The sequence below is a fragment of the Corallococcus sp. EGB genome, from assembly GCF_019968905.1.
Lineage (GTDB): Bacteria > Myxococcota > Myxococcia > Myxococcales > Myxococcaceae > Corallococcus.
The window spans coordinates 8,987,335-9,013,453 of sequence record NZ_CP079946.1 but is presented as its reverse complement, the minus strand read 5'-3'; the positions used below and the strand labels follow the sequence as shown (position 1 = coordinate 9,013,453).

The window sequence follows — 26,119 nt, the reverse complement described above, 5'->3', positions numbered from 1 at the left end:
ACCCCAGGTCGCGTCCATCCGGAGGGGACGGCGGCTTCGTCACTTCTTCACGGGATACAGGAAGCGGAGGATGTCACCGAAGCGGGCGCTCCACGCGGCCTCGTTGTGCAGGCCTCCGTCCACCACGGTGTACTTGAGGTCGCTGTCCACGACCCAGCCCTTGGCCACCAGCGCGTCGCGCAGCGCCTGGGCATCCGCCACCGTCTCCGCCTGGCTGCCGGTGCCCTCGTGGGTGCCGATGTCCTCCCAGATGCGCAGCGCGGGCTTCGCGGTGAGCGCATTCACCTCCGCGATGATTTCGCGGTCCGCCCACCACACGGACGGCGACACCACGCCCAGGCGGCTGAAGACGTCCGGGTGCTTGAGCCCCAGCGACATGGACACGAGCCCGCCCAGCGACGAGCCCGCGAGCCCCGTGTACTCCGCCTCAGGCTTCGTGCGGAACTCCGCGTCGATGCGCGGCTTCAGCTCCTGGATGAGGAAGCGGCCGTACACGTCCGCGCGGCCCGCGTTCGGGTACTCCGGAGGGAACGGTACCGGCGTGTACTCCGCGATGCGGTCCGCCCCGGCGTTGTAGATGCCCACGATGATGAGCGGCTCCACCTGGCCGGACTCCACCAGCGCCTGCGCCGTCTCATCCACGTTCCATTCCCCCGCGAACGCGGTGCTGGCGTCCATCAGGTTCTGGCCGTCGTGCATGTAGAGCACCGGGTAGCGGCGCGTGGCGTCCGCGTCGTAGCCGGGCGGCAGCCAGACGATGACGTCGCGCGGCTTGAGGGTGGCGTCCGTGGGAGTGACGTTGCTCAGGTAGCGCACATCTCCGGTGAGCGTGTGGGTCGGGGGCGGCGGGGTGGTGAGGTCCGCCCACCCGCCCACCACGATGGACACGCGCTCGAAGCCGCCGCCGGTGGTGAAGGTGTGGTTGCTCACCTCCGCGCCGGTGCTGCTCTTCTCCACCTGCTCCCACGAACCGCGCGTCACCTTGAACTCCATGCCCGTGCCCGCGGCGAAGGAGAGGGCGCCCGCGTAGGCGCTGTCCACGGCCTTGTAGAGCTCCACCTCCGCGCCATTCCATCCCCCCAGTTCCGGCAGGTCCCCGGTCAGCCACACCTTCGCATCCACCGGCGTGATGTCCGGGACGTGGACAATGAACACGGTCTTCGCGCTTGTCTCCCCTCCCTCCGCGCCGAAGCGCTCCACCGTCAGGGCGACGTTCTCCTCGTTCTCCTGGACGATGAGGGTGTGGTCCGCCTCCGGCGCTCCCTGGGCGTCCAGCGCCACCTGGGCCGTGGGCGCCGTCATCCGCACGGCGTAGGTGAAGGCGGTGCCCTTGAGCACCCGGGCCTTCTGGCTGAACACCCGGCCGCCCTGATAGACCAGCTCCAGGCCCCGCCCGTCCGTGCCGCCGAACGTGGCGCTGGGGCCCTTGAGGAAGAGCTCCGCGTCCACCGGCGTCTCCGGCGGAACGGTGAGGTCGAACTGGACGTCGGAGTAGGGCTGCTCGGTGGGTTTCGGGTCGTCCGAGGAACAGCCCCAGAGGGCCGTCAGCGCCAGGACGAGCAACAGGGTGGGCCGCGAGAGCCGGACGGACGACGACATGGATGGGTGGGCCTCCGGGGGCGGGACGCGGGCCCCCCGTGAAGGGCTCACGCTAGCAGCGCGCCCCGACGCCTTCAGCGGGGCTCCCAGGACCCGGCGCGCGATGTCCCCGGGGGCTGGCCACTTGGCAGTGGGTGAACAGTGCCTACCTTGCGCCGCGCACGGGGGACGGCGGAACGCATACTGCTCCCCCCCTCAAGCGAAGGAGTCACACCGCATGAAGAAGCTGACGCTGCTGGCCTTGACGCTGGGCGCCCTCTCCGTGGGCGTGGGCTGCCACCGCAACACCCGCGAGTCCGCCAAGGACGACATGGAGCAGGCTGGCGACACCGTGAAGAACAAGGCCGAGGACGCTGCCGAGGCCACGGGCGACGCCGCGGAGAAGGCCGGCGACAAGATCGAGGACGCGACGGACAAGTAGTCCCTCCGCCGCGCCCGGGCGCGACGCGAAGGCCCCGACACCCCGGGCGCCGGACCCTTCACGGGCCCGGCCTCCGGGGTGTCTTCATTCACGGACCCCGCGCGCTACGGGAAGGTGAGGATGCCGTAGCCCAGGAAGAAGCCCTGGATGCTGGAGCGCAGGCTGTTCTGCTGGGGCGTGCCCTGCGTCGTCCCGTAATCCCAGACGGCCGCGTCCGCCAGGCCGGGGATGCTGGAGCAGGACAGCCGGCCGTGGATGGCCTGGGCATGGCCGTTGGTGGTGATGGCGCTCGCCATGCCGGACGTCGAGGGCACCGTCACCGTGCCGGTCGTGTTGACCGCGTTGTAGTTGCTCACGAACGCGAACGCGGTGGACGTCGCGGTCCTGTCGAAGGCGTTGTTCTGCGTGATGGTCTGGTTGATGAGCGGCGCGCCGCCGTTCACGCGCCACGCGCCCTGCTCCTGCGCCGTGGCCACGCCGCTGATGGTCGTCCGGCCGCTGACGCGCCCCAGGTGGTCGAAGCGGGCCGCGCACGGCGAGGTGCAGGGCACGTTGACGGGGAACGGGAAGCGCACCGGGAACAGCCCGCCCGGCCGGTGGATGATGAGGTCCCACCAGTAGTAGTAGACCCAGCGCGAGCAGCTCAGCCGCAGCGACAGCTGGCTGACGCCGGTGGCGGTCCGGTTGAGGCTGATGGGGTACGCCGTCAGCGCGTTGGCGCTCAGCGTGTGCTTCGCGCCCGGCCCGTTCCAGCCGTAGAGGCTCCGGTTCGGGTACGACTGGAAGATGAACTGGGTGACGTTGGGGGTGCGCGCCGTCACCGACTGCCAGCTGCACGTGCAGGGGCCGGAGCGCGGAAACCACCAGTAGAGCTGCTGGGCGTAGACCATGGCCTCGCCGCGCAGGGCCGGGAAGTTCTTGGAGACCTCCTGCACCAGGTCGTACTCGCCCTGGCCAAACTTCGCGTCGAGCTCCGCGACGGCGGCGTCCAGCTCGCTGCTCACGTGCATCACGCCCTTGTCCGACCCTGCGCCGGCGGACACCGTGAGGCCGCACTCCTTCTCGTTCGAGCAGTCCAGGCTCACGTCGTAGGGCTGGGTGGCCAGCGCCTCGCCCTTCGGGTCCTCCAGCACCAGTCGCTGGGCCCAGCCCGTCTCCCAGGGCTTGTCCAGCGCGCCAAACAGCTTCACCTGCGAGGTCTCGCCCGCCTTCGGTGTCACCTCCACGCCCGCGTTGACGGTGTCGTTGCCGTCATGGGAGACGAGCTTCGAGAACGCGGGCAGGTCCTCCTGCCGGTCCGTCCACAGGATGCGCGCGGTCAGCTCTCCGTCCTCCAGCGTCACGTCGAGGATGGTGGCGACCGGCGGGTGCTCTTCCTGCGGGTCCGCGGCGTGGGCCGGGGCGCCCAGCAGCAGCCCTCCGAGCGCGAAGGAGGAGACGGTCAGCGAGCGAAGCCAGGACGGAACGAGGCCTGACAGGACTCGCGAGGAATGATGGGGCATGGGGCAATCCCTGACGGAGAATGGGGTCCCCCTCCGGCGTGGGGCGCCGGAGGGTGGTGCCCTGTCAGAGCAGGTCCCGTGCCAGGGATTGAATCATGTTTGGGATTGTGACTGTTTTCAGAGGGAATGCGTGGTTTTCCACGATGGCTCCGAAAACTTTTTTTGCGTAGGAGATGTATCTCTTCGCGTTACGTGAAGCCCGCCGGTTGTAGCGCGGAGGGCTACAGGCCGAAGGATTCCCAGACCTCGCCGCGCAGGACGCCCTCCTGGTCCAGGGGGAGGGTGCGTGCCATGCATGGCCCCGGTGGCGGCAAGAGTGGACATCGCGTTGCCGCTGTTCAGGCTCGCCTCGGTGCTCTCCCAGCGGCCCGCCGCCCGCACGGAGCCACGGGACTCGAAGCGGCCGGTGCTGCTGTCGCCCTGGCAGGGCGGCCCCCTCCACGCGGGAGCGGCCCGTCTCCTCCGCGATGGCGCGGTTGCCGGGGCTGTGGCGGGTCAGGTCGTCCGCCGTGGGGCTCGTTGAACGGACGTCCGTCTGTGCATGTGACGAACAACGATGAATCCCAGTGAGAGGGTCGCCACGGCGAAGCCCGCGGGGCGCAGCATCGCGCTGAGGGTTCCCGCGACACCGACCGTCACTCCGAGCACCGGCAGGTACGCGACGAGGCACAGCGGGCATTTCGGGAGGAGCGCGGCCATGAGCCCCAGGACCAGCGATACCGCGGGAGCACGCACTGCCGGGCGGCGCTCCACCCGTGGGCCTGCCTCATGCTCAGGGGCCATACTCGTCCCGCCGGCGAACCCAGTGCATCGGCGAGGGCAATCCGTCCTCGGCTCGGCCTTTCGGGACGAGGTCCAGGAGCTGATAGCCCGTGTTGAGCGGATCAATGCCTCGCCCGTAGGTCCCGTAGGTGTGGAAGACGTCGCCGCGTTCATCCTTCGAGAAGACGCTGAAGCCTGGCATGTCTGAAGCGGAGTGCGGCAGCGGTCCGTAGTTGTAGACGGCGTCGCCACGCGCCACGGCGTCTGCTCGGAAGGACACCTGGAAGTCGAAGTTGAACTCGCTTCCATGCGATGACACCCACTTGAAGCGCCAGCCCATCCGCTGCCGGAAGGCCTGCAGCTTCGGCAGCTCCGCGCGTGAGATGGCGACGAAGCTGACGTCCCGCTGACTCAGGTGCTCGACGACTCCGTTGAAGGAATCGGCCCAGAACGAACAGTTCTTGCAACCGGCCTCCCATTCGGGGGCGAACATGAAGTGGTAGACGAGCAACTGGCTTCGGCCCGCGAAGAGCTGCGCAAGCGTCTCCCTGCCCTCGGGGCCATCGAACACGTATGGCTCGGTCACACGCAGCCAGGGCATGGTGCGGCGTGTGGCGCTCAGCTCGTCGCGCATGCGCGTGAGGGCCTTCTCCTTCGCCAACAGCTCCTTGCGCGCGGCCAGCCACTCACTCCTCGACTCCGTAATGGCGTGTGTCACCGTGATTCCTCTGCTGGGGTGGATGCCCCAGACGTAATGGACGGGAAGCGCGAGCCGGGAGTAACAAACGCGACGGGCTTCCCAACACGGAAGGGGTGCCAGAGGATGTGCGTCATGGATGCACTCACCATGGCGGCGGCTCGGGCACTGGAGGAGGGAGACCCCCTGGGTGCACTCCAGCGCGTGGCACTCCGAGAGGACGCGCCAGCGTTGGCCATGAGGGGCATCGCCATGGCGCAGATGGGGGGATTCGCGCAGGCGACGCAGCTCCTGCGGCGCGCGGCTCGCGCCTACGGCTCCAGCGACGCCCTCGCGCGGGCTCGCTGCAACGTCGCGGAGGCCGAGGTGGCACTCGCGTCTCGGGACCTCGGAGGGGCCGGCCGCACGCTCGGCGAAGCGCTGCGCACCTTCATTCGCCACGGTGACTGGCGGAACGCGCGCTACACGCGGTTGTTGCAGGCGCGGCGAGCCCTGTTGCTGGGGCGCGTCGATGAGGCCGAGCGGGCCGTGGCCGAGCTCGACCTCCTGGGTGCATCCGCGATGACCCTGGCTGTCGCGCGTCTGCTGGAATTCGAGGTGGCGCTGCGGCGAGGGGCCACCCATGCCGCCCGCGTCGCGCTCGGACACGCGCGGAGCGCCGCCGAACGTGCGCGCATCCCCTCGCTCGACGCCGAGGTCGAGCATGCCGCTCGTGTCCTGCGCCTCCCCGCCGCGCGAGTCATCGTCCGGGGCGAGGCGAGCCTGGTCATGCTCGATGAGGTCGAGTCGCTGCTGGGCTCGGGGCACCTCGTCGTCAACGCCTGCCGTCGAACGGTCCACGCACGCGCGCGCGTCGTGACGCTGGCCACCCGCCCCGTGTTGTTCGAACTCCTGCGCGTACTGGCCGAGGCCTGGCCTGGCGCGGCCTCGCGAGATGACCTTGCCCGGGACGTATTCGGAGCGCGGCGCGTGAACGCATCCTATCGCGTGCGCCTGCGCGTCGAGCTGGGCCGCCTGAGAGCCCAGTTGCGCGACCTGGCGGATATCCGGGCAACGCCTCTTGGCTTCGCCCTGGCTCCGCGGCATTCAATGGAGGTGCGGGTCCTCGCGCCACCCGTCGAGGGAGCGGGCGGTGCTGTGTTGGCGCTGCTCGCGGACGGCGAACATTGGTCGACTTCGGCGCTCGCGCTCGTGCTCGGTGCAAGTCAACGCACGGTGCAACGCGCCCTCTCCTCGCTGGCGGAGGACGGACGGGTGCGCGCGCTCGGCAGTGGCCGCGCGCGCCGCTGGGTGGCACCCCCTGTCAGTGGCTTCACGACGGCTTTGTTACTCCCAGCCTCCACTCTCTTTGAGTAGAGCGGGGCGCGGGATGGAGCGTGGACATGGACAAGACGCGGAGCGAGGCGGAGGAGACACAGCCAGCGGAGATTCTCCGTGAGTACGGCCCATTTGATGTCGCCTCGCGCGTCCATGGCGTGACGTATGACGGCGCGAACGTCTGGTTCGCCGGAGGCGAGAGACTCCAGGCCTTCGACCCGGTGAGCGGTGAACCTGTGCGCACCCTCGACGTTCCATGCGACGCGGGAACCGCTTTCGATGGTCGGCACCTCTTTCAGCTCGGCGAGGGCCGCATCCGGAAGATCGACCCTGGGACGGGACAGGTTCTGAAGACCGTGCCTGCCCCCGGCAATGGCAACGACTCGGGGCTCACCTGGGCCGAGGGGTTTCTATGGGTGGGGCAGTTTCGCGGCCGGGTGATTCATCAAATCGACCCCGAGACGGGCGCTGTCCTGCGCACCCTTGAATCCAAGCGCTTCGTCACGGGCGTGACGTGGACGCAGGGCGAGTTGTGGCACGGCACCGCGGAAGGTGATTCGAGTGACATCCGACGCATCGACCCGGAAGACGGTCGCGTGCTTGTCCGGCTCACGCTGCCCGAGGGCATGACGGTCACCGGGCTCGAGTCGGACGGTGGCGACATCTTCTACGCGGGTGGAGGGGCGAGCCGCACGGTTCGCGCCGTGAGGAAGCCCCGGCGCCCGCGCCACTGATGCTGCGGCTCCAGGACCTGTTCCGGGTTTTGCGGCGCGTCGCGCTCGCAGGCGGTGAAGGACTCTTTGCGAGAAGTTGCCGCAGCCTTGGGCCGCGGCACTTCGTCTCCAGTCTCTCGGTACGGGCACCGGGCGCGGCTGACCGTCGCCTCGCCAATGCTCGGCCTGCGCATCCGACAGGCCCTCGTCGTGGAAGGCCCAGCGCATGGCCCTCCGCGGCCTCGCCCGGCGTGCGCAGGCCGATGCGGTAGTGGCCGTTCTCCTTCGTGCCGTCGAACAGCTTCTGCGCGAAGGAGCCGCTGTCGATGGGCTCGAAGTCCTGCACTTTCACACCCGGGTGGCCACCGCCGCGGCCCGTGCGGAGGATTACCATCAGGTGGTCGTCCGGGGCCGTGTCGCGCAGCACCTCTTGCTTCAGCTCCTGGCACACCTGGACAATCTCCGGACGCACCGCAGGGGCCTTGTCCTTGCCCGGCGACCTCGGGCCCAGCCACGCCGCCGTTGGACGCAATGCCAGACATTGGCCGTGGAGGAACTGGCCCGCCCGCGCCGCTCTGGGGCCTTGCGACGCGCGCGACAAGCCTCACCGGCGCAACGCTTCGCAGCGGGCCTTCACGATGGGGTCGTGGAGCGCGGCGGCGACAAGGTGCTTCGCAAGGGCGGGGCCGGTATTACGCAGTCGGACTTTTTGATCATCAACAAGACGAAGGCCGCACCGCATGTGGGAGCGGCCCGGGCGTGAGGGAGCGTGACACCCGGAGGATGCGAGCCGAAGGGGCGGCGCCAAGCATTGGACGAACGGCGTGGTCGCCCGACACCCGCGCCCCGCGCCTCGGGGCGGGTTGTGTCAGGGTGCGCGCCGTGGAACTCCTGGAGCGGGCGCGCATTGAGTGGTTCGCGGTGGCGATGGGCCTCGTGGTGGGCACCTCGATGGTGTTCGTGCCCTATGAGTTCGGCTCCGTCCTCTTCCAATACATCTATCCGCACATCCGGCTGCTGGGGAGCCTGTTCCTCGTTGGCGCGGCGCTGATGCTCGTCGCGCGCATGTATCCGGCCTGGCCTGCCTTCGTGGGGTGGGTGGGGCGCGCGTTCGTGCTGGCCGCGGTCGCGGTCTACTGGTGGGCGGTCTGCGTCCTGCCCGTCAGCCTCACGGGCACCGTCGTCTACCTGTTCCTGATGGCCCTGCTCGTCATGGAGCCGCGGACCCTGCGCCGGGGGCGGGGCCTGCTGCCGGTGTTCCTGTCGTGCGTGGCGCTGTGCTTCGGGCCGCTGATGCTCTGGGCGCCCCAGGACTTCGTGCGCTTCGCCCTGGCGTCGCTGGGGCCCTACCTCCGGTGGGTGGGGTTCCTCTTCCTGCTGAAGGGGACGCTGCTCGCCGTGGGGCTGTGGCGCCGCAAGCCGGTGCAGTGCCGGCTGGCCCTGGGCGGCCTGGCCCTCCTGTTCCTGCACATGACGCTCGCGGTGGTGTCGCGGCGCTCGTGGTCGGGGATGAGCGTGTATGCCGTGCTGACGGTGGTGTGCGCGCTGCTGGCGGGGGTGCGCCGGTGGCCGGTCCTGGCAGGGGTGCGCTGGCGGCTGTTCCGCGGCATGGCGCTGGCGTCGGTGCTGCCCATCATGGGCGTGGGCGCGATGGCGTCGTACCTGGCGCAGAAGGCCCTGGAGGCGGAGCTGCACGACAAGGCGCGGCAGGCGGTGGCCGCGGAGACCGCGTGGCTGGCGCAGACGGCCGCCATGGCGAGCTCGATGTTGCGCGTGTACAGCCAGGGGCCCGGCTTCGTCGCCCTGGTGCGCGCGGGGAACCGCGAGGGCATGCGGGAGCGGCTGGCGCTGCTGGAGGGGCAGTCCGGGCTGTTCGACGCGGCCTGGCTGCTGGATGACACCGGCGACACGCTGATGCCCTCCGTGCGGCTCAACTGGGTGAGCGGCAACTTCGCGTACCGGGCCTACTTCCATGACGCGATGAGGGGCGGCGCCCAGGTGCTGCTGTCTCGGCCCTTCCTCTCCCACGCGAACCTGCCCTTCGTCGTGGTCACGGTGCCCATGGACCTGGGCGCGGGCCGGCGCGCCTTCCTCGTGGGCGCGCTGTCGCTGAAGCGGATGGAATTGCAGCCGGCGCTCGCCTCACCCGGCTACCACGTGGAGCTGTTCGACCGCCGTGATGGGACGCTCCTGCGCGAGACGGACCGGGGCGACGTGCTCACGCGGGCGCCGGTGCTGGACCTCATCGGGGCGGAGGCGCTGGCGCGGCCGGAGGGGCTCGTGGAGGCATTCGACGGCACGGGGCGCCGGATGGTGGTGGCACACGCGCAGGTGGAGGGCACGCCCTGGACGGTGGTGGTGACGGCGGGGCTGCGCGAGGCATTCGCGCCGGTGACGCGCATGGGCGGGTGGGTGGTGGCCATCGCGTTGCTCGCGGGGGCCGTCTCGCTCCTCCTGTCGCAGTGGGTGGGGCGGGACGTGGCGGTGCGGCTGGAGAGTCTCCGGGATGGCTTCGCCGTGCTGGGCACGCCGTCCGTGGAGCAGCGCGTGCAGGCCCGGGGCGATGATGAGATTGCCCAGCTCACCGCGGGCTTCAACGAGATGGCGGCGCGCATCGACCGGACGCAGAAGGAGCTGCGCGAGGCCATCGCCATCCGGGATCAATTCCTCTCCATGGCGAGCCACGAGCTGCGCACGCCGCTGACGCCCCTGAAGGCCACGCTGGAGCTGCTCATCCGTCAGCTCAGCTCCGGCCGGGAGGCGAGCCCGGAGCGGCAGCGAGACACCATCGCCCGGCTGAACCGGCAGGTGGACCGGCTGACGCGGCTGATTGGCGACATGCTGGACGTGTCGCGGTTGCAGTCCGGGCGCTTCACGCTGACGGTGGCGCCCATGGACCTGGTGGCGCTGGCGCGCGAGGTGGTGGAGCGCATCCAGGTCACGCGCCCTGAGCGCCAGGGGTTGTTGTCCCTGGAGGTCCCGGACGCGCCGCTGGTGGGGCGGTGGGACGAGCAGCGGTTGGATCAGCTGCTGACGAACCTGGTGGAGAACGCCCTGCGCTATTCGCCGCCGGGGACGCCGGTGGCCGTGCGGGTGCGCGAGGAGGACGGGCAGGTGCGGGTGGACGTGGAGGACCGGGGCATCGGGATTCCGGCGGAGAGCCTGTCGCAGCTCTTCACGCCCTTCTTCCGAGCGCGCAACGCGGCGGAGCACTACGCCGGAGGACTGGGCCTGGGCCTGGCCATCTGCCGCGAAATCGTGGAGCGGCACGGAGGCCGCATCGAGGCGCGCAGCGAGGGGCCGGGGCAGGGCACATGCTTCACGGTGTGGCTGCCCCGCTCGGCTGTCGCGGAAGCGGCCTGATACGCGACAGGGAGCGAGCGGCGGCGACAACCGGGCCGTGCGCTTCCGCCCGGGTTGTGTACTCTCCTTCCGTGGGCATCCTGGAGCGGGCACGGGTGGAGTGGTTCGCGGCGGCCTTCGGCCTCGTCGTGGGCACCACGATGGTCTTCGTGCCCTACGAATTCGGGGCCAGCATCTTCCAGCTCATCTACCCGTACGTCCGCCCGCTCGGCAGCCTCTTCCTGGTGGGCTCGGCGACGATGCTCGCCGCGATGCTGTACCCCACCTGGCCCCCGTTCGTGGGGTGGCTGGGCCGGGCGCTCTTCCTGGGAGCGGTGGCGTTCTACTGGTGGGGCGCCACGGTGCTGCCCCGGGGCATCACCGGCTTCGTGCTCTACCCGCTGCTCGCGGGCCTGTTGTTGCTGGAGCGGACCCGCCGCTTCCAGGAGCGGGGCCTGCTGTCGGTGCTCATCGCCTGCGTGGCGCTGAGCTTCGGCGGACTGATGGTCCTGATTCCCAGCAGCTTCATCCGCATGTCGCTGCTGGCGTTCGGGCCGTTCGTCCGGCTCCTGGGTGGGGCCTTCCTGGCGACGGGAGCGCTGCTGGCGGTGGGCCTGTGGAGACGCCACGGCCGGGCCTGCCGCATCGCCTTGGGTGGCCTGGGCATCCTGTTCCTGAACATGACGCTCGCGCTGGGGTCGCGGGGCTCCTGGGCCGGGATGGGCGTGTACGCGGTGCTGGCCTTGTCCTGTGTGCTGTTGCTGGGGATGCGCGAGCTGCCCGTGCTGTCCGGGGTGCGCTGGCGGCTGTTCCGGGGCATGGCCCTGGCGTCGGTGCTGCCCATCCTGGGGCTGGGGGCGGTGACGTCCTACGTGGCGCAGCGGGCGCTCGAGGTGGAGCTGCGCGGCAAGGCGCAGCAGGCGGTGGTCGCGGAGAAGGCGTGGCTGGAGCAGACGGCGTCGCTGGCGCGCGCGCTCCTGGGCGCGCAGAGCCGGGACCCGGCCTTTATCGCCGCGGCGCGCACGGGGAACCTGGAGGTCCTGCGCGAGCGGGTGGAGCTGCTGGAGTTCGACTCCGGACTGTTCGACGCGACGTGGCTGCTGGACTCGGCGGGGGAGACGCTGGTGCCCTCCGTGAAGCTGAACCGGCGCACCGGCAACTTCGCGGAACGGGAATACTTCCAGCAGACGTTGAAGGGCGGCGACCAGGTGTCCCTGTCCAAGCCCTTCCTCTCCCGGGCCGGGGTGCCCTTCGTGGTCTTCACCGCGCCGGTGGAGCTGGGGGACGGCAGGCGCCTGGTCTTGGTGGGCGGGCTGTCCCTGAAGCGCCTGGGCCTGCAGCCGACGCTCGCCTCGCGCAGCTACCACGTGGAGCTGTTCGACCGCCGTGATGGGACGCTCCTGCGCGAGACGGACCGGGGCGACGTGCTCATGCGGGCGCCGGTGCTGGACTTCATCGGGGAGGAGGCGCTGGCGGCGCCGGAGGGGATGCGGGAGGCGTTCGGCGCGTCCGGGCGGCGCCTGCTGGTGGCACACGCGCAGGTGGAGGGCACGCCCTGGACGGTGGTGGTGACGGCGGGGCTGCGCGAAGCGTTCGCGCCGGTGACGCGCATGGGCGGGTGGGTGGTGGCCATCGCGGCGCTGGCGGGGGCCATCTCACTGCTCCTGTCGCAGTGGGTGGGGCGGGACGTGGCGGTGCGGCTGGAGAGTCTCCGGGATGGCTTCGCCGTGCTGGGCACGCCGTCCGCGGAGCAGCGCGTGCAGGCCCGGGGCGACGACGAGGTGGCGCAGTTGGCATCGGGCTTCAACGAGATGGCGGCGCGCATCGACCGGACGCAGAAGGAGCTGCGCGAGGCCATCGCCATCCGGGATCAATTCCTCTCCATGGCGAGCCACGAGCTGCGCACGCCGCTGACGCCCCTGAAGGCCACGCTGGAGCTGCTCATCCGTCAGGTGGAGTCCAGCGCGGGGATGACGCCGGAGCGGCAGCGCGCCAGCCTGGAGCGGCTGACGCGACAGGTGGACCGGCTGACGCGGCTGATTGGCGACATGCTGGACGTGTCGCGGTTGCAGTCCGGGCGCTTCACGCTGACGGTGGCGCCCATGGACCTGGTGGCGCTGGCGCGCGAGGTGGTGGAGCGCATCCAGGTCACGCGCCCTGAGCGCCAGGGGTTGTTGTCCCTGGAGGTCCCGGACGCGCCGCTGGTGGGGCGGTGGGACGAGCAGCGGTTGGATCAGCTGCTGACGAACCTGGTGGAGAACGCCCTGCGCTATTCGCCGCCGGGGATGCCGGTGGCCGTGCGGGTGCGCGAGGAGGAAGGGCAGGTGCGGGTGGACGTGGAGGACCGGGGCATCGGGATTCCGGCGGAGAGCCTGTCGCAGCTCTTCACGCCCTTCTTCCGAGCGCGCAACGCGGCGGAGCACTACGCCGGAGGACTGGGCCTGGGCCTGGCCATCTGCCGCGAAATCGTGGAGCGGCACGGAGGCCGCATCGAGGCGCGCAGCGAGGGGCCGGGGCAGGGCACATGCTTCACGGTGTGGCTGCCCCGCTCGGCTGTCGCGGAAGCGGTCTGATGCGCTACGTGGAGGCACTCCCTTGTACGGCGCTGGCGCCGTACGTCCAGTGCTACTGGGCGCTGGAGCTGTCGGGCGAGGCGCCAGTGGGCGTGCACCGGGTGTTGCCGGATGGGTGTCTGGACATCCTGGTGGACCTGACGGGTGGGGTGGGGCTGCACGTGGTGGGGGCCATGCGGAAGGCGGAGGTGGTGCCGTTGTCTCCGCGCGCGGCCTTCGTCGCGGTGCGCTTCCGGCCCGGAGGCGCGCAGCCGTTCCTGCGGCTGCCCTTGAACGAACTGACGGACGCGAAGGTGGCGCTGGGGGACCTCTGGCCGCCCGAGGCGCGCGAGTGGCGGGAGCGGCTGGCGGAAGCGCCGGGGACGGCGGCGCGCTTCGCCCTGCTGGAGCGGTTGTTGCTGGGCCGGCTGCCCGGGCAGGAAGGGGACGCGGGGGTGCGGCGCGCGGTGGACCACATCCTGGGGGCGAGGGGCCAGGTGCCGGTGCGCACGCTGGAGGCGGTGGTGGGGGTGGGGACGCGCCAGGTGGAGCGGCGCTTCCACGCGGCGGTGGGACTGTCGCCGAAGGTGTTGTGCCGCATCGCGAGGATGCAGCACGCGGTGGAGTTGTCGCGCGGGCTGGAGGGCGCGGAGTGGGCGTTGGCTGCGGGGTACTACGACCAGGCGCACCAGGTGCGGGAATTCCGGGCGCTGACAGGCCTGACGCCGGGGGCATACGTGCGCGAGCAGGCGCGGCAGGTCGGATTCGTCCAATCCTCCCAGGAGGCGGGTGCGTAAGGTGGGGGTGTTCCCACTTGGAGGAGACACCCATGTCCGCCGCACCGCAGCAGGCCGAGCAGCACCACCGCATCGACTACATCGAGCTTCCCGCGAAGGACATCTCGGAGGCGAAGCGCTTCTACGGCGCCGTGTTCGGCTGGAGGTTCGAGGACTATGGCCCGGACTACACGAGCTTCATGGACGGGCGGCTGAACGGTGGCTTCGACAAGGAGCGCCAGGTATCCAAGGGCGGCGTGCTGCTGGTGCTCTATTCGAAGGACCTGGACGCGACGCTGGCCAAGGTGCGCGAGGCCGGAGGGCGCATCGTGAAGGACACGTTCTCCTTCCCCGGAGGCAAGCGCTTCCACTTCACGGACCCCACGGGCAACGAACTGGCGGTGTGGACGGAGCCTTGAGCCGTCGCGGTTCCAACACTCTCCGCCCGCCTGGAACGCGCTGCGCGTAAGGGGGCGGGGAGTGGGATGATCCCAGGTCGCGTGCGTCGCTGGCGCGCGGTAGAAGCCGGCTCGGCTCCTCCCTGGGAGCGTCGCCGTGCTCGCTGCCATCAAAGCCACCGTCCTCCACGTCAACGACACGCCCGCGAGCCTCTACGTGGGCACCTTCTCGTTGCGCCAGGCGGGCTACGACATGCTGGAGGCGGTCACCGGCGGGGAGGCCCTGCGGCTCGCCGTCGATTCGCACCCGGACGTCATCGTGCTCGACGTGAAGCTGCCCGACATGAGCGGCTACGAGGTGTGCCGGCGGCTGAAGGAGGACCCCCGCACCCGGGAGATCGCCATCATCCACACCTCCGCGACCTTCATCACCGCGGAGAAGAAGGTCGCGGGCCTGCGCGGACGTCTACCTCACCCAGCCCTTCGACCCCGGAGAGCTCATCGCCACCGTCAACAGCGTCCTGCGCCTGCGACGCGTGGAGCGCGAGGCCTTGGCGAACGCCGCCCGCCTGGAGGAGGCCGACCGCAAGAAGAACGAGTTCCTCGCCATGCTCGCCCACGAGCTGCGCAACCCCCTGGCCGCCATCTCCGTCGCGGTGCAACTGCTCGGGCAGAAGGACTCCAATGGCCTGTCCGCGGCCGCCGCGCGCCGCCGCGCCATCCTCGAGCGGCAGGTGAGCCACCTGCGCCACCTGGTGGATGACCTGCTCGACGTCAGCCGCATCACCCGGGGCAAGTACGCCCTGCGCCGCGGCCGGCTGGACCTCCACTCCGTGCTGCAACACACGCTCGCCGCCGCGCGGCCCGTGATGGAGGAGCGCAAGCTCATCCTGCGCGAAGCCCTCTCCACCGGACCCTGTTGGGGGGACGGCGACCGGACGCGCCTGGAGCAGGTCTTCACCAACCTGCTCGACAACGCCTCCAAGGATTCGCCTGAAGGCGGCATCGTCACCGTGGGCGCCCACGTGGCCGAGGGCTCCCGGGTGCGCGTCTCCGCGCAGGACACAGGAATCGGCCTGTGGCCAGAGTACCAGGAGCGCATCTTCGAGCTCTTCGCGCAGCTGGACGCGGGGCTCGCGCGCAGCCGGGGCGGACTGGGCATTGGCCTGACGCTGGTGCGCCACCTGGTGGAGGAGCACGGCGGCCAGGCGGAGGTCTTCAGCGAGGGCCGGGGCCAGGGCAGCACGTTCACCGTCACGCTGCCGCTGCTCACGGAGGGTGCGCGGCCTGAAGCCACCGTGGAGCGCATCGAGTCCCGCAGGGGCAAGTGACACATCCTCCTGGTCGATGACAACCCCGACGCGCGCGAAGGCCTGCGCGAGATGCTCCAGATGTGGGGCCACACCGTCGAGGTCGCCTCGGACGGCTCGGAGGCGCTCGCCATGGCGACCCCTGGCACCTTCGACGTCATCATCCTGGACATCGGTCTGCCGGGCCTGGACGGCTATCAGATGGCGCAGGAGCTGCGGGGGCGCGTGGCCTCGGACGCGCACCTCATCGTATGGGACGCCGGAGGACCGGGCCCGCAGCGAGCACGCCGGCTTCGATCTGCACCTGGTCAAGCCCGTGGAGTTGGTGGAGATCGGCCGGTTGCTCGCGCAGCTGGGACCCGTCAAGTGCGCTCCGCACCGCAGGTCCCAGTCAATGAGCGCGTAGTCGTTCCTACGTCCGAGGCTGGAGGCCCGCGTCGCGCTGCCCCGCGCCCCGGCGCACCCACTGGTCGCGGATCCATCCGCGCGCGGGCTTCTCCACGCGCTCATACGCGAGCACGCTCGTGCACACCGTCCCCACGCAGAACACCGCCACCGCCCAAACCGACGTGGGCGACGCACCCAGCCGCTTGAGCACCGACTTCCAGGCGAACAGCAGCGGCATGTGCAGCAGGTAGAGCGCGTAGCTCGCCTCTCCCAGCAGACGCAGCGGCCGGGAGGCCAGCACCCGCGCCACCACGCCCTCGCTCCGAGCCAGCAGGAGGATCAACGCCGCGAACACCGGCGCCAGCAGCCCATTGTGCAGCAGCGGGAAGGGCAGCGAGGTGCTCCCCAGGAGCGCCGCGACGACCCCGCCTCCCACCACCGCCAGCAGCACCGGACGCGGACGCGGCGCCGCTCCCGCGCGCAGCATGAAGAGGCGGGCCGCGAGGATGCCCAGGACGAACTCCGGCACCCGCGCCAGCGGGTTGAAGCGCAGCGCCAGCATCCACGGTCCGGAGTTGTATGCGGACGCCGTGCCCCCGGTGCGATCCGGATCCACCACCATGTAGAGCGCCGGCAGCAACAGCGCGGCCCCATACGCGAGCACCACGCCCACCGTGAGCGCTCGGGTCCCCAGCCGGTTCATCCGCCCCGCCAGGAAGGGGAAGAGCGCGTAGAAGACCGCCTCCACCGCCAGCGACCAGCCCGCGCCGTTCCACACCAGCGCCGTCCACGGCGTCCAGCTCTGGAGCAGCAGCGGCGTGAGCACCAACGCCTCCGCCTGCCGCAACGCCTCCGACGGCTCCACTGCCCACGCGTCGCGCAGCCCCTTGAGGTACGCGGGCGCGGCGATGGCCAGGCCCAACACATAGACGGGATAGATGCGCGCGAAGCGGGCCACCCAGAATGCCTTGCGCGCCTCACGCGTGTCCGGCGGCCGCTCCAGGTAGTTGTAGCCAAGGATGAAGCCCGACAGGACGAAGAAGAAGCTGACGCCCACGTACCCGCTGTCGAGCAGCCCATGCAGCGCCGGTGGTGCCTCCGCGCCGGTGAACACCAGGTGATACACGTGGTAGGCGACGACGTGCGCGGCCGCGAGGAACCGCAGCCCCGTGAGCGCATCCAGCTGCTGCCGGGAGGAAGCCATGACGGCCGCGAGTCTCGCAGCCCCCCGCGCGTCCCTCAATCAGACCCTGCACCGTGGAGCTGCTCGGCTGCAGGGGAGACGCATTCTCCAACCCCGTCCGACAGTCGGACACGTTCGAGTCGCAGGAGCCCAGGGGCGCACGCATTGAGAAACACCGCGGCGGACCGCGAGACGGACCCGCGGGGGCGCGGAGGTGAGACCACGGCCAGCGTCCCCAGCCGGACGCACTTTCCCGAAAACCCGTGGCTGTCGGAGAGAGCGTCGCAGCCTCAGGCCAGGGACGGGCACCTCTCTCCGTGGCGCGGTGAATGCGAACGGTGTGCCCGCGCGGACGACGATTCGGGACCCCGGGCAGAGCCGCCCGCCGGGCGCGCTGTCTCAAAACCTGTCCGACAGTCGGACAGGTTTTCGCAGCCCGCGCCCCGGGGGGCACGCCGGCCACGCGGGCGGCTCGGACGGCGGGCCTGCGCATCCATCCATGTCAGACCCCTGTGGTTGGATGGCGATGCTGGGACGAGGAAGGGGGAATGGGGATGGGGCGGGGTGGGCTCGTGGCATACGTGGAGGCGGAGTTGGAGCGCGATATCGCTCTGGGGCGGCTGCCGCCCAGCGGGCAGTTCGGCTCGGAAGCGAAGCTGGCGCGTCGCCATAACGTATGTCGGGGCACCATTCGTGAGGCGCTGCGGCGGCTGGCGGCGCGGGGCCTGGTGGTGCAGCGCTCCGGACGCAAGACGCGCGCGGTGGCACTGGATGAGTCGCTGACCCTGGAGAACCTGGGGTTGGCGCTGCATGACGCGCGTTCGCCGGAGGCCCGGTGGCTCCTGGAGGGCTACTTCAGCCTCCGGCGGCAGGTGCTGGTGGAGCTGCTGGTTGACTGCTGCGCGAAGGCCTCCGAGCGGGACCTGGACGTGCTGGGCAGCCTCTGCTTCAGGCTTTGGGACGCGGCGAAGTGGGAATTGGGAGAGCGGTGCGCCCAGGTGGAGTTCGAGCTGCTCCGGCTGGCGGCCCGGGTGGCGGAGCGGCCCGGGCATGTCCTCCTCGTTCAATCCCTGCAGCGGGCCTTCCTGGGCGGCCCGGCCCGACTGCTGCCCTTCATGGAATGTGAAGCGCTGCGCCAGTGGGTGATTTGCGCGACGGATGCCCTGAGAGAGCGTGACACGCGGGCGCTCCAGCAGGACCTGCCCAAGCTGATGAAGGCCTGCGATGACCGCTTGCTGAACGCCTTCGCTCCTGTTCCGAAGGAAGCGGTCTCCGCCGAGTCCCCGTGCGCTCAGGAGTGTTTCTCCAACGATCCCGTGCCAGTCGCGCAGGAGGAATCGCCGGAGGCATTGCCTGGTGACGAGGGGCAGGGCGTTGGCCATTCCGCGCCGGCAATTGAAGACAACACGGCGCCGGTGAGTGCCCCCTTCCCTCATGGGGAGGTCCTCCCTGGGGAGCCAGACCGGGAAACACCACGGCTCCCGGCTGCGACTGAACCCACTTCCCGCGAGCCACGGGGGGACTGCATTGGGGAGGACGTGCCGAGAGCGCCTGTTCATGCGGCTCCTCACACCATCCCTGATGAAGAGCGTCTGTTTTGAACCGGGCTCCCGTACGGAGGGGACTCACGAAGCCTAGATCTGCTCGACGCCCGGTGCGCGCGAGCCATCTTTCACCGGTGCCTCGGCAGGGCGCAGCTTCGCGCGCACGCGGGGATCCAGCTTGATGATGACCGCCTCCACCGCCTGCGCCTGACTGTAGTCATTGGCTGGCGTGAGCAAGAAGATGCCGACGGCCGCGTCACCTCCCGCCGCCACTGCCACCTGCCGCACGTGCTCGATGAGGTCCTGCTTGGAGTCCACCTGCCCCCGGCTGAAGGCCAGTTTGCCCAGCAGTTGGTGCGAATACCCGGCCTTCACCTGGAGCATTTGAGGGGTCATCTCGATGCCCTCCGGAAACGTCTCCTGCAGGAAGATGACCGACGCTACGTCCTTCACCGCCTCGGCCTGGGCCAGCACCTCGCGGTCGCGCTCGGGCAGGTACTCGCCATAGCCCCGGTACTCGTTCTGCTTCAGAGCCCGGCCCTGAAGAGAGGCCGGACCCGAGCAGCCCAGGGCCGCGAAGGCACCCAACACAAGAGAAAGACAGACAGGTCGAAGGTTCATGGTCTGGCTGTCTATCACGCCGCGTGAAGGCGTCTACAGATGCAGCGTGTACCCGCTTCTCGCACGAAGCCGGAAATGGAGCACCCGACTTCGGCGTAGAACGGGCCACATGCTCAGCCTGCGCAATCTGGTGAAGGTGTATCCGGGCCCGGTGACGGCCCTGCGTGGCGTGGACCTGGACGTCCCCAAGGGGATGTTCGGCCTGCTCGGGCCCAACGGCGCGGGCAAGTCCACCCTGATGAAAATCCTCTCCGGCCTGCTGGAGCCGACCTCTGGGGAGGTGACGCTCGACGGCCTGGACCTCGTGCGCCACCCGGAGGCGCTGCGTCCGCACCTGGGCTACCTGCCGCAGGAGTTCGGCTTCTACCCGTACCTCTCCGGACAGGACATGCTGCGCTACCTGCTGGAGCTCAAGGGCGTCACCGCGCCGCAGGGACTGAAGGTCCTGTGTGACCAGCTGTTGGAGCGCGTGAACCTCACCTTCGCGGCGAAGCGCAAGGTGAAGGAGTACTCCGGCGGCATGCGGCAGCGGCTGGGCATCGCGCAGGCGCTGGCCGGCGACCCCAAGCTCATCATCGTGGACGAGCCCACCGCGGGCCTGGACCCCGAGGAGCGCCAGCGCTTCTACCGGCTGCTCGCGGAGGTCGCCCATGAGCGCACGGTGCTCCTGTCCACGCACATCGTGGAGGACGTGGCCATGCTCTGCCCGCGCTTCGCCGTCATCCGCCAGGGCCGCGTGGTGGCCATCACCAGCCCCACGGAAGCGAAGGCCGCTCTCCACGACACCCTCTTCGAGGGCACCGTCCCCCCGGCCGACATGGCCGCCTTCCAACAGGCCCACCGCGTCACCCAGGCCGTGCTCTTCGAGGGCAGGAACCGCGTGCGCATCCACGCGGCCCCGGGCACGCCCGTGCCCCCAGGCTTCGAGCGCACGCCGCCCACGCTGGAGGACGCCTACCTGCTGCTGATGAAGGACGCGCCCGAGCCCACGGCCCCGGCGCCCGTGGCTCCGGAGTCCGCCCCGGCGGTGGGCACATGAACGCAGCCCGGCTCTGGCGCGTGGCGCGCACCGAGTGGCGCCACCAGGTGCGGCGCCCGCTGTTCTGGGTGCTGCTCGTGCTGCTCCTGGCGGTGGTGTGGGGCGTGTCCTCCGGCAACGTCACCATTGAAGCGGGCAGCTCGGAGGTGGGGGGCAAGAAGGCGTGGATCACCAGCGCCTTCGCCGTCGCGCAGGCGGTGCTGCTGCTCACCTTCATGCTGTTCACCTTCTTCGTGTCCGTGGGCGCGGGCATGGCCGTCATCTCCGACGACGAGGCCCGCGTGCAGCCGGTCCTGCACACCACGCCGCTGACGCCCGCGGAGTACGTGTGGGGCAAGTTCGCGGGCGTGCTGAGCGCATACGTGCTGGCGCTTGGATGGATGATGGGGCTGCTCGTCTTCTTCCACCACGTGGTGCCAGCGGGCGCGGACGCGGAGTTCCGCGGGCCCCTCGTGTGGGGGAACTACGTGAGCGCCGCGGTGTGGTTCGGCCTGCCGCTCATCGTCTTCATGGCGGGCATGGCCTTCGCCACGGGGGAGCGCACGCGCCGCGCGGTGCCGGTGTACTTCCTGCCGGTGGGGCTGTTCTTCCTCTGCGCCTTCTTCCTCTGGGACTGGTCCCCCGGCTGGCTGGACCCGCGCGTGAACCGCTTCTTGATGGCGCTGGACCCCGGCGGCTTCCGGTGGCTCACGGAGACGTGGATCAAGGTGGACCGGGGCGTGGACTTCTACAACACGCAGCCCGTGGGGCTGGACGCCCTCTTCGTCACCAGCCGCTTCGTGCTCATGGCCCTGGGCCTGGGCGCGGTGGCCTGGAGTGAACGCCACTTCCGCCGCGCGCTCCGCGGCGAGGTGCGCACGAAGGCTCCCAGCGGGGGGGCGGTCTTGGACGCGCCTCCCAAGCAGGTGGCGCTGTCGCACGCGGAGGCGCCCCTGTCCGCGCTGCGCATGGGCGTCCGTCCGCCGGGTTTCTGGGCGGGACTGTGGACGGTGGCGCGCGCGGAGGGGAGGGGCCTCTTGTCGCAGCCGGGGCTCTACCTGTTCCTGCCGCTCCTGATGTTGCAGATGGTGTCCGAGGGTGCCACGGCGGTGGGCCCCTTCGACACGAGCGTGCTGCTGGTGCCCGGCCGCTTCGCGGTGCGCACGATGGGGCAGGCGTCCGTGCTCGTGTGTCTGTTGTTGATGTTCTACGTGGTGGAGTCGCTGGAGCGCGAGCAGTCCTCCCTCTTCGCGCCCATCCACGACGCGACGCCGGTGCGCACGCTGTCGGTGCTGCTGGGCAAGGCGCTGGCGAACAGCCTGGTGGCGGTGGCGCTGCTCGTGGCCATGGCGGTGGCGGGCACGCTGGTGCAGCTGTCCCAGGGCAAGGTGCCGCTGTCGTTGACGCCGTACGTGCTCGTGTGGGGGCTGCTGCTGTTCCCCACGTTCCTCCTGTGGACGGGCTTCATCCTGGCCGCTCGCGCGGTGACGGGAGGCCGCTTCGGGACCTATGCGCTGGCGCTGGCCGCCCTGGGCCTCACCGGCTACGTGGCCGTGCGGGGTGACCTCAACTGGGTGACGAACTGGCCGCTGTGGGACGCGGTGCGGTGGACCGACCTGGGCGCGTTCCAGGTGGACCGCGCCGCGCTGGTGCTCAACCGCGTGGCCGCGCTGGGCGGGGCCGTCTTCTTCACCGCGCTGGCGGTGCGCCTGGATGGACGGCGCGTCCGCGACTCGGTGACGACGCTGGAGGGGCTGAAGCCCTCGGGCCTGGCGCGTGGGCTGTGGCGGCTGGCGCCGTCTCTGGCCGTGCCGGTGGTGGCGCTGACCTGGCTGGGCATCGCGGTGGGGCAGGGCCACCAGGGCGCGGCGGCGAAGAAGCGCGCGAAGGAGTACTGGCAGAAGAACCTGGCCACGTGGAAGGACGCGCCGCAGCCCATGCTGGCGGACGTGGACCTGGACGTGGACCTGGAGCCGGAGGCGAGCGCCTTCCGCATGAAGGGCACGTACACGCTGATGAACCGGCACGCCGTGGCGCTGCCGCGCTTCGCCCTGAGCGGCGGCGATGGCTGGACGGACGTGCGCTGGACCCTGGACGGCCAGGACGTGACGCCGGAGGACCGCTCCGGGTTGTATGTCTTCACGCCCTCCACGCCGCTGGCGCCCGGGGCGAAGGTGACGGTGGGCTTCCAGTACTCGGGCCATGTGCCCGCGGGCGTGTCCCGCGCGGGCGGCGCGCTCAAGGAGTTCATCCTCCCTTCGGGCGCGGTGCTCACCAGCGAGACGCCCACGTTCGCGCCGGTGGTGGGCTACGAGGAGGAGCGCGGCATCGACCCGAAGGAGAACAAATACGAGCCGCGCGTGTACCCGGACGACTTCTACGAAGGGCCCACGGAGTCCGCGTGGGGCAGCAACAGGCCGTTCCCCCTCCGGATCCGCGTGAGCGGCCCGGAGGCCTACACGCTCAACTCCGTGGGCGTGCGCGAGAGCGACACGGTGAAGGACGGCCGCCGCACCACCGTGTGGCGGAGCGACCATCCGGTGAGCTTCTTCAACGTCATCGCGGGGAAATGGACCCGCGTGGAGGGCGCGGGCTCGGTGGTGTTCCACGACCCGGCCCATGGCTACAACGTGCCGGAGATGATGCGGGGGCTGGAGGGCGCGCGCCGGTACTACTCGGAGTGGTTCCACCCGTTCCCATGGGCGGAGCTGAAGCTGTCCGAGTTCGCCGGCCTGGACAACTACGCGCAGGGCTTCCCCACGGACATCACCTTCTCGGAGTCCATCGGGTTCCTCACGCGCTCCACGCCCGAGTCGAACGCCGTGCTGCTCGTCACCGCGCACGAGGCCGCGCACCAGTGGTGGGGCAACCTGCTCATCCCCGGCAAGGGGCCCGGCGGCAACGTGCTGTCGGAGGGCATGTCGCACTACTCGGCGCTGAAGCTCATGGAGCAGCTCGACGGGCAGGAGGCGCGCCGCCAGATGGCGAAGCGCCTGGAGGAGCGCTACGGCAAGGAGCGGCGCGTGGACGCGGAGCAGCCGCTGGTGAAGCTGGACGGCTCGCGCGACGGCGACACGGTGGTCCTCTACGAGAAGGGCGGCTGGACGTTCTGGATGCTGGAGGACCTGATGGGGCGCGACGCGATGCACGCGGGCCTCCAGGCCTTCCTGGAGCAATACATGAACAACGCGGACCACCCGGTGCTGCAGGACTTCCTTCGGGTGATGCGCCCCTTCGCGCCCTCTCCTGAAGCCTTCGACCGCTTCACCCGGCAGGCCTTCTTCGAGGTCGTGGTGCCCGAGTACCGCGTCACCGACGCGCGCGTGACGAAGGACCACGGCCAGTGGGTGACCACGGCGACGGTGACGAACGTGGGCACGGGCCGCATGCCGGTGGAGGTGGCGGTGACCAAGGCCGGGGAGTCCACCGCGCCCGAGGGCATCGCGGAAGCCCTGACGCGCGTGGAGCCCGGAGCCGGCGAGTCCGTACAGGTGACGCTGCGCTCGGAGTTCGAGCCGGAGCGGGTGTTGGTGGACCCGGACGTGCGCGTGCTCCAGCTGCGCCGCGAGCAGGCCCAGGTGAAGCTCACGCCTCCGTGACGTGATGACACGCGTGTCCCCGCACGCCGGGGACACATTGTCATGAGGTCAGACGCACCTGGCGCGTCGCTCCCTCCGGAGGCTGACCTGGCACATTGATTGCGAAGGGCGTCCCCGGCATGGCGGACCTTGGGGGTCCGGCTTCATGACGGGGGTCATCAGATGGTCGCGATGCAGTGGAAGTTGGCGGTGCCGTTGGCGCTGGTATCGGCGGGGGCCTTCGCGGAGGAGGGCGTCACCACGGGGTCGTTCCCGGTGGAGCGGCGAAACGTGGTGACTGTGTCCGTCCCCCTCCAGAGCTTGAATCAGCTGTCCCTGGAGGGCGAGCGCGTGATGGGGGAGCACTTCTCCGTGGGGTTGGGCGTGTTCGCATCCTTCACGGACGTGCGTTCGCGGTTCGACGAGGTCCAGCCCGGCGGCGTGGAGGGCTTCGACAGCGGGAATTGGCAGCTCGGCCTCTCGCCTTCGGTGCGTTTCTACCTGACGGGCCGGGCGCCCCAGGGGCTCTGGGTTTCACCGCACCTGGATGTGGCCGTGGGGCGCACCACCAACGAGACGGTGGTGAGCCCGGAGGTGGGGACGCCGCCCGACAACGAACCCACGAAGGTCTGGTCCGTGGGCGGGGCGGCGGTCGTGGGGTACAGCGTGGTGCTGGAGCCCGGCTTCACGGTGCAGGGCGGCGTGGGGTTCGGGGCCCGCCGCGAGGCGCTGGCCTACGACTCCTTGACCGGGAGCTTGAACGGCGGTCTGGAGATGAAGCGGATCCACCAGCACGCGTGGCTCCTCACCCAGCGCATCCTGCTCAACGTGGGCTGGGCCTTCTGATGACGTCAGGGCGCGTGGGCCTGCGTGCTCACGGTCCACGGCGTGCGGGTGGCGTCCACCCACAAGAGCTGCAGGTCCCAGCTGCCGGGCGCGGAGCCGAGCGTGTCGGTGGCCACGGCGAAGGCGCGCGTGTCCGGCTGGGGCTTCACGGAGAAGCTCGTGCGCGGCGCGCGGTTGGCATCATTGGACGGCACCACGCCCAGCGTGACGGTGCCGCCCGGAGGCAGCGGCAGGCCGTCCTGCGCGGTGGCCGAGGCGAAGGGCACGTCGAGGAAGGGCGCGTCCGGCAGCACGCGGCGCTCCGAGCCCAGCGGGCCCACGTCCACGGCGGGCGTGTCCGCCGCCGCGTGCACCCAGCGCAGGCGCAGGTTGGCGGGGTCGCTCGAGAAGCGATCCATCAGGGGCAGCAGCGTGAAGCGCGACGCCGTCGGCCGTGGCGGCACGAGGTAACCCGCGGCGACCATCAGGTAGCGCTCCCCCGGGACGAGCGTGGGCGTCGTCGCCGTCACCACCGGGTCGCCCGTGGGGCGCTGTGTCCCGGGCGTGGCGGCGAAGAAGTCCAGGGTGTACGTGCCCGGCGGCACCTGGAGCGGCGAGGACAGCGCGCCGTAGGAGAGCCCGCCGGAAAATTCATGGTCGCTGGCGAAGAGGTCCAGCGCGGGCGCGTCCGGAGCCGCGTGCAGCACGTATACCGTCGGGTTCTGCCGGAGGATGGCCAGCGTGCCGTCGCGGCCCGCGGTGAGCAGCGAGAAGCCGTCCCCCGCGCGTGCGGGCGCGGACATGAGGCCCGTGGCGATGATGAGCGTGTCGGTGCCGGAGCCGGCCGCGGGTACGGTGAAGGACGTCAGCGCCTTGCCGCCCGTGCGAAGCCCCACCTGGAACGCGGCGCCCGACGGCAGCACCAGCGCCGCCTCTCCCGAGTCCTGGAAGCGCGCGAGCGACTCCACCTCCACCGAGCCGTCATTGCCCAGGTCCACGCCCACCGTGGGCGCGTCCGTGCCGGCGTTGACGATACGCACGCGCGTCTGGCCGCCATCCGCGGGCACGGTGTTGTCGCGAAGCACCAGCGTGCGCATCGCCGTGCTGGGGTCCGTGGCGCCGAACGCACCCGCGGTCACCACCGTCCAGCGCGTCCCGGCCTCCATGCCCACGCGCTGGGACAGGATGGGCGGCGAGCTGGCCGTCGCGCCCGTGGGCCGCAGCTCCACGGTGACGGCGCCCGCGTCGCGCGTGAGGTAGGCGGTGGTGGCGCCATAGGCCACGGCCCGGGCCACGGGCGTGGGGTCCCCGGCGAGGTAGACGTCCATCGCGGGTGAGCCCGGCGAGGCCTGCACGATGCGCAGCTGCGCCTGCGTGGGCGGGACGAGCACCGGACCGTCCTGGGCGGGCGGCGTCCCGGGGTCCTCCGCCGCGCCGCCTCCGCACGCGGGCGCGAAAACGCCCAGCGACGTGAGCGCGACGACGAGCAGTGTCTTCCCCCGCATCCAGGCCATGTCGAAGTCCCCTCCCCGGCGGGCCGCGCACGCAGCTCGGCACCGATGGCGACAGGGGGA

Annotated in this window: 19 protein-coding genes and 2 pseudogenes; 15 read left to right on the top strand and 6 right to left on the bottom strand. The window is 70.6% G+C overall.

Annotated elements, in window-relative coordinates; all coding sequences use genetic code 11:
* Positions 1-39 precede the first annotated feature (39 nt).
* Positions 40-1,599 carry an alpha/beta hydrolase-fold protein gene (locus KYK13_RS36835; protein WP_223639658.1) on the bottom strand — a complete coding sequence of 520 codons (1,560 nt, stop codon included), beginning with the start codon at positions 1,597-1,599 and terminating at the stop codon, positions 40-42.
* Positions 1,600-1,816: 217 nt separating this feature from the next.
* On the opposite strand from KYK13_RS36835, the gene KYK13_RS36830 reads away from it, so the two are divergent.
* Positions 1,817-2,020, top strand: coding sequence for a YtxH domain-containing protein (locus tag KYK13_RS36830; RefSeq protein WP_223639655.1), 204 nt, complete (start codon positions 1,817-1,819; stop codon positions 2,018-2,020).
* Positions 2,021-2,124: 104 nt separating this feature from the next.
* Here KYK13_RS36830 and KYK13_RS36825 read toward each other — a convergent pair whose 3' ends face one another.
* Complete coding sequence (locus KYK13_RS36825; protein ID WP_223639652.1) at positions 2,125-3,522, bottom strand: hypothetical protein; 1,398 nt, start codon at positions 3,520-3,522, stop codon at positions 2,125-2,127.
* Between the two features lie 772 nt (positions 3,523-4,294).
* Positions 4,295-5,002 (bottom strand): thioredoxin family protein, encoded by a 708-nt coding sequence (locus KYK13_RS36820; protein ID WP_223639649.1) that lies wholly within the window; start codon positions 5,000-5,002, stop codon positions 4,295-4,297.
* 114 nt (positions 5,003-5,116) lie between these two features.
* On the opposite strand from KYK13_RS36820, the gene KYK13_RS36815 reads away from it, so the two are divergent.
* From KYK13_RS36815 to KYK13_RS38970, 10 genes and pseudogenes are all read left to right on the top strand, one after another.
* Complete coding sequence (locus KYK13_RS36815; RefSeq protein WP_223639646.1) at positions 5,117-6,337, top strand: helix-turn-helix domain-containing protein; 1,221 nt, start codon at positions 5,117-5,119, stop codon at positions 6,335-6,337.
* Between the two features lie 26 nt (positions 6,338-6,363).
* A complete protein-coding gene (locus KYK13_RS36810) occupies positions 6,364-7,032 on the top strand; it encodes a glutaminyl-peptide cyclotransferase (protein WP_223639643.1) in 669 nt (222 codons plus the stop codon).
* A 205-nt stretch (positions 7,033-7,237) separates the two neighbouring features.
* On the top strand, positions 7,238-7,774 hold the full coding sequence (locus tag KYK13_RS39420; protein WP_370645236.1) for a hypothetical protein: 537 nt from the start codon (positions 7,238-7,240) through the stop codon (positions 7,772-7,774).
* Positions 7,775-7,893: 119 nt separating this feature from the next.
* Positions 7,894-10,374 (top strand): sensor histidine kinase, encoded by a 2,481-nt coding sequence (locus KYK13_RS36800; protein WP_223646942.1) that lies wholly within the window; start codon positions 7,894-7,896, stop codon positions 10,372-10,374.
* A 71-nt stretch (positions 10,375-10,445) separates the two neighbouring features.
* Positions 10,446-12,926, top strand: a complete 2,481-nt coding sequence (locus KYK13_RS36795) for an ATP-binding protein (RefSeq protein ID WP_370645235.1) — start codon at positions 10,446-10,448, stop codon at positions 12,924-12,926.
* On the top strand, positions 12,926-13,702 hold the full coding sequence (locus KYK13_RS36790; RefSeq protein WP_223639640.1) for an AraC family transcriptional regulator: 777 nt from the start codon (positions 12,926-12,928) through the stop codon (positions 13,700-13,702). The genes KYK13_RS36795 and KYK13_RS36790 overlap by 1 nt, the downstream gene beginning before the upstream one ends.
* 32 nt (positions 13,703-13,734) lie before the next feature.
* Positions 13,735-14,100 carry a VOC family protein gene (locus tag KYK13_RS36785; RefSeq protein WP_223639637.1) on the top strand — a complete coding sequence of 122 codons (366 nt, stop codon included), beginning with the start codon at positions 13,735-13,737 and terminating at the stop codon, positions 14,098-14,100.
* A 136-nt stretch (positions 14,101-14,236) separates the two neighbouring features.
* Positions 14,237-14,437 (top strand): annotated as a pseudogene (locus KYK13_RS38975) (two-component system response regulator); the annotation flags it as partial.
* Positions 14,438-14,630: 193 nt separating this feature from the next.
* The gene (locus KYK13_RS36775) at positions 14,631-15,410 is read left to right on the top strand and encodes a sensor histidine kinase KdpD (protein WP_223639634.1); all 780 of its coding nucleotides are present in this window, start codon (positions 14,631-14,633) and stop codon (positions 15,408-15,410) included.
* 51 nt (positions 15,411-15,461) lie between these two features.
* Positions 15,462-15,554 (top strand): annotated as a pseudogene (locus tag KYK13_RS38970) (hypothetical protein); the annotation flags it as partial.
* A 247-nt stretch (positions 15,555-15,801) separates the two neighbouring features.
* Here KYK13_RS38970 and KYK13_RS36765 read toward each other — a convergent pair.
* Positions 15,802-16,980 (bottom strand): acyltransferase, encoded by a 1,179-nt coding sequence (locus KYK13_RS36765; protein WP_223639631.1) that lies wholly within the window; start codon positions 16,978-16,980, stop codon positions 15,802-15,804.
* 527 nt (positions 16,981-17,507) lie between these two features.
* Between KYK13_RS36765 and KYK13_RS36760 the strand changes: the two genes are divergently transcribed.
* Positions 17,508-18,560 (top strand): FadR/GntR family transcriptional regulator, encoded by a 1,053-nt coding sequence (locus KYK13_RS36760; protein WP_223639628.1) that lies wholly within the window; start codon positions 17,508-17,510, stop codon positions 18,558-18,560.
* Between the two features lie 33 nt (positions 18,561-18,593).
* Here KYK13_RS36760 and KYK13_RS36755 read toward each other — a convergent pair whose 3' ends face one another.
* A complete protein-coding gene (locus tag KYK13_RS36755; RefSeq protein ID WP_223639626.1) occupies positions 18,594-19,124 on the bottom strand; it encodes a hypothetical protein in 531 nt (176 codons plus the stop codon).
* A 109-nt stretch (positions 19,125-19,233) separates the two neighbouring features.
* Here KYK13_RS36755 and KYK13_RS36750 point away from each other — a divergent pair, with 109 nt between their 5' ends.
* The 3 genes from KYK13_RS36750 to KYK13_RS36740 all read left to right on the top strand — a co-directional run bounded on the left by KYK13_RS36750 (position 19,234) and on the right by KYK13_RS36740 (position 24,566).
* Entirely contained in the window at positions 19,234-20,163 is a 930-nt protein-coding gene (locus tag KYK13_RS36750) for an ABC transporter ATP-binding protein (protein ID WP_223639623.1), read from the top strand.
* On the top strand, positions 20,160-23,741 hold the full coding sequence (locus KYK13_RS36745; protein ID WP_223639620.1) for a M1 family aminopeptidase: 3,582 nt from the start codon (positions 20,160-20,162) through the stop codon (positions 23,739-23,741). The genes KYK13_RS36750 and KYK13_RS36745 overlap by 4 nt, the downstream gene beginning before the upstream one ends.
* Before the next feature lie 171 nt (positions 23,742-23,912).
* Positions 23,913-24,566, top strand: a complete 654-nt coding sequence (locus KYK13_RS36740) for an autotransporter outer membrane beta-barrel domain-containing protein (RefSeq protein WP_223639618.1) — start codon at positions 23,913-23,915, stop codon at positions 24,564-24,566.
* A 5-nt stretch (positions 24,567-24,571) separates the two neighbouring features.
* Here KYK13_RS36740 and KYK13_RS36735 read toward each other — a convergent pair whose 3' ends face one another.
* Positions 24,572-26,059 (bottom strand): DUF4397 domain-containing protein, encoded by a 1,488-nt coding sequence (locus KYK13_RS36735; protein WP_223639616.1) that lies wholly within the window; start codon positions 26,057-26,059, stop codon positions 24,572-24,574.
* Positions 26,060-26,119: the final 60 nt, after the last annotated feature.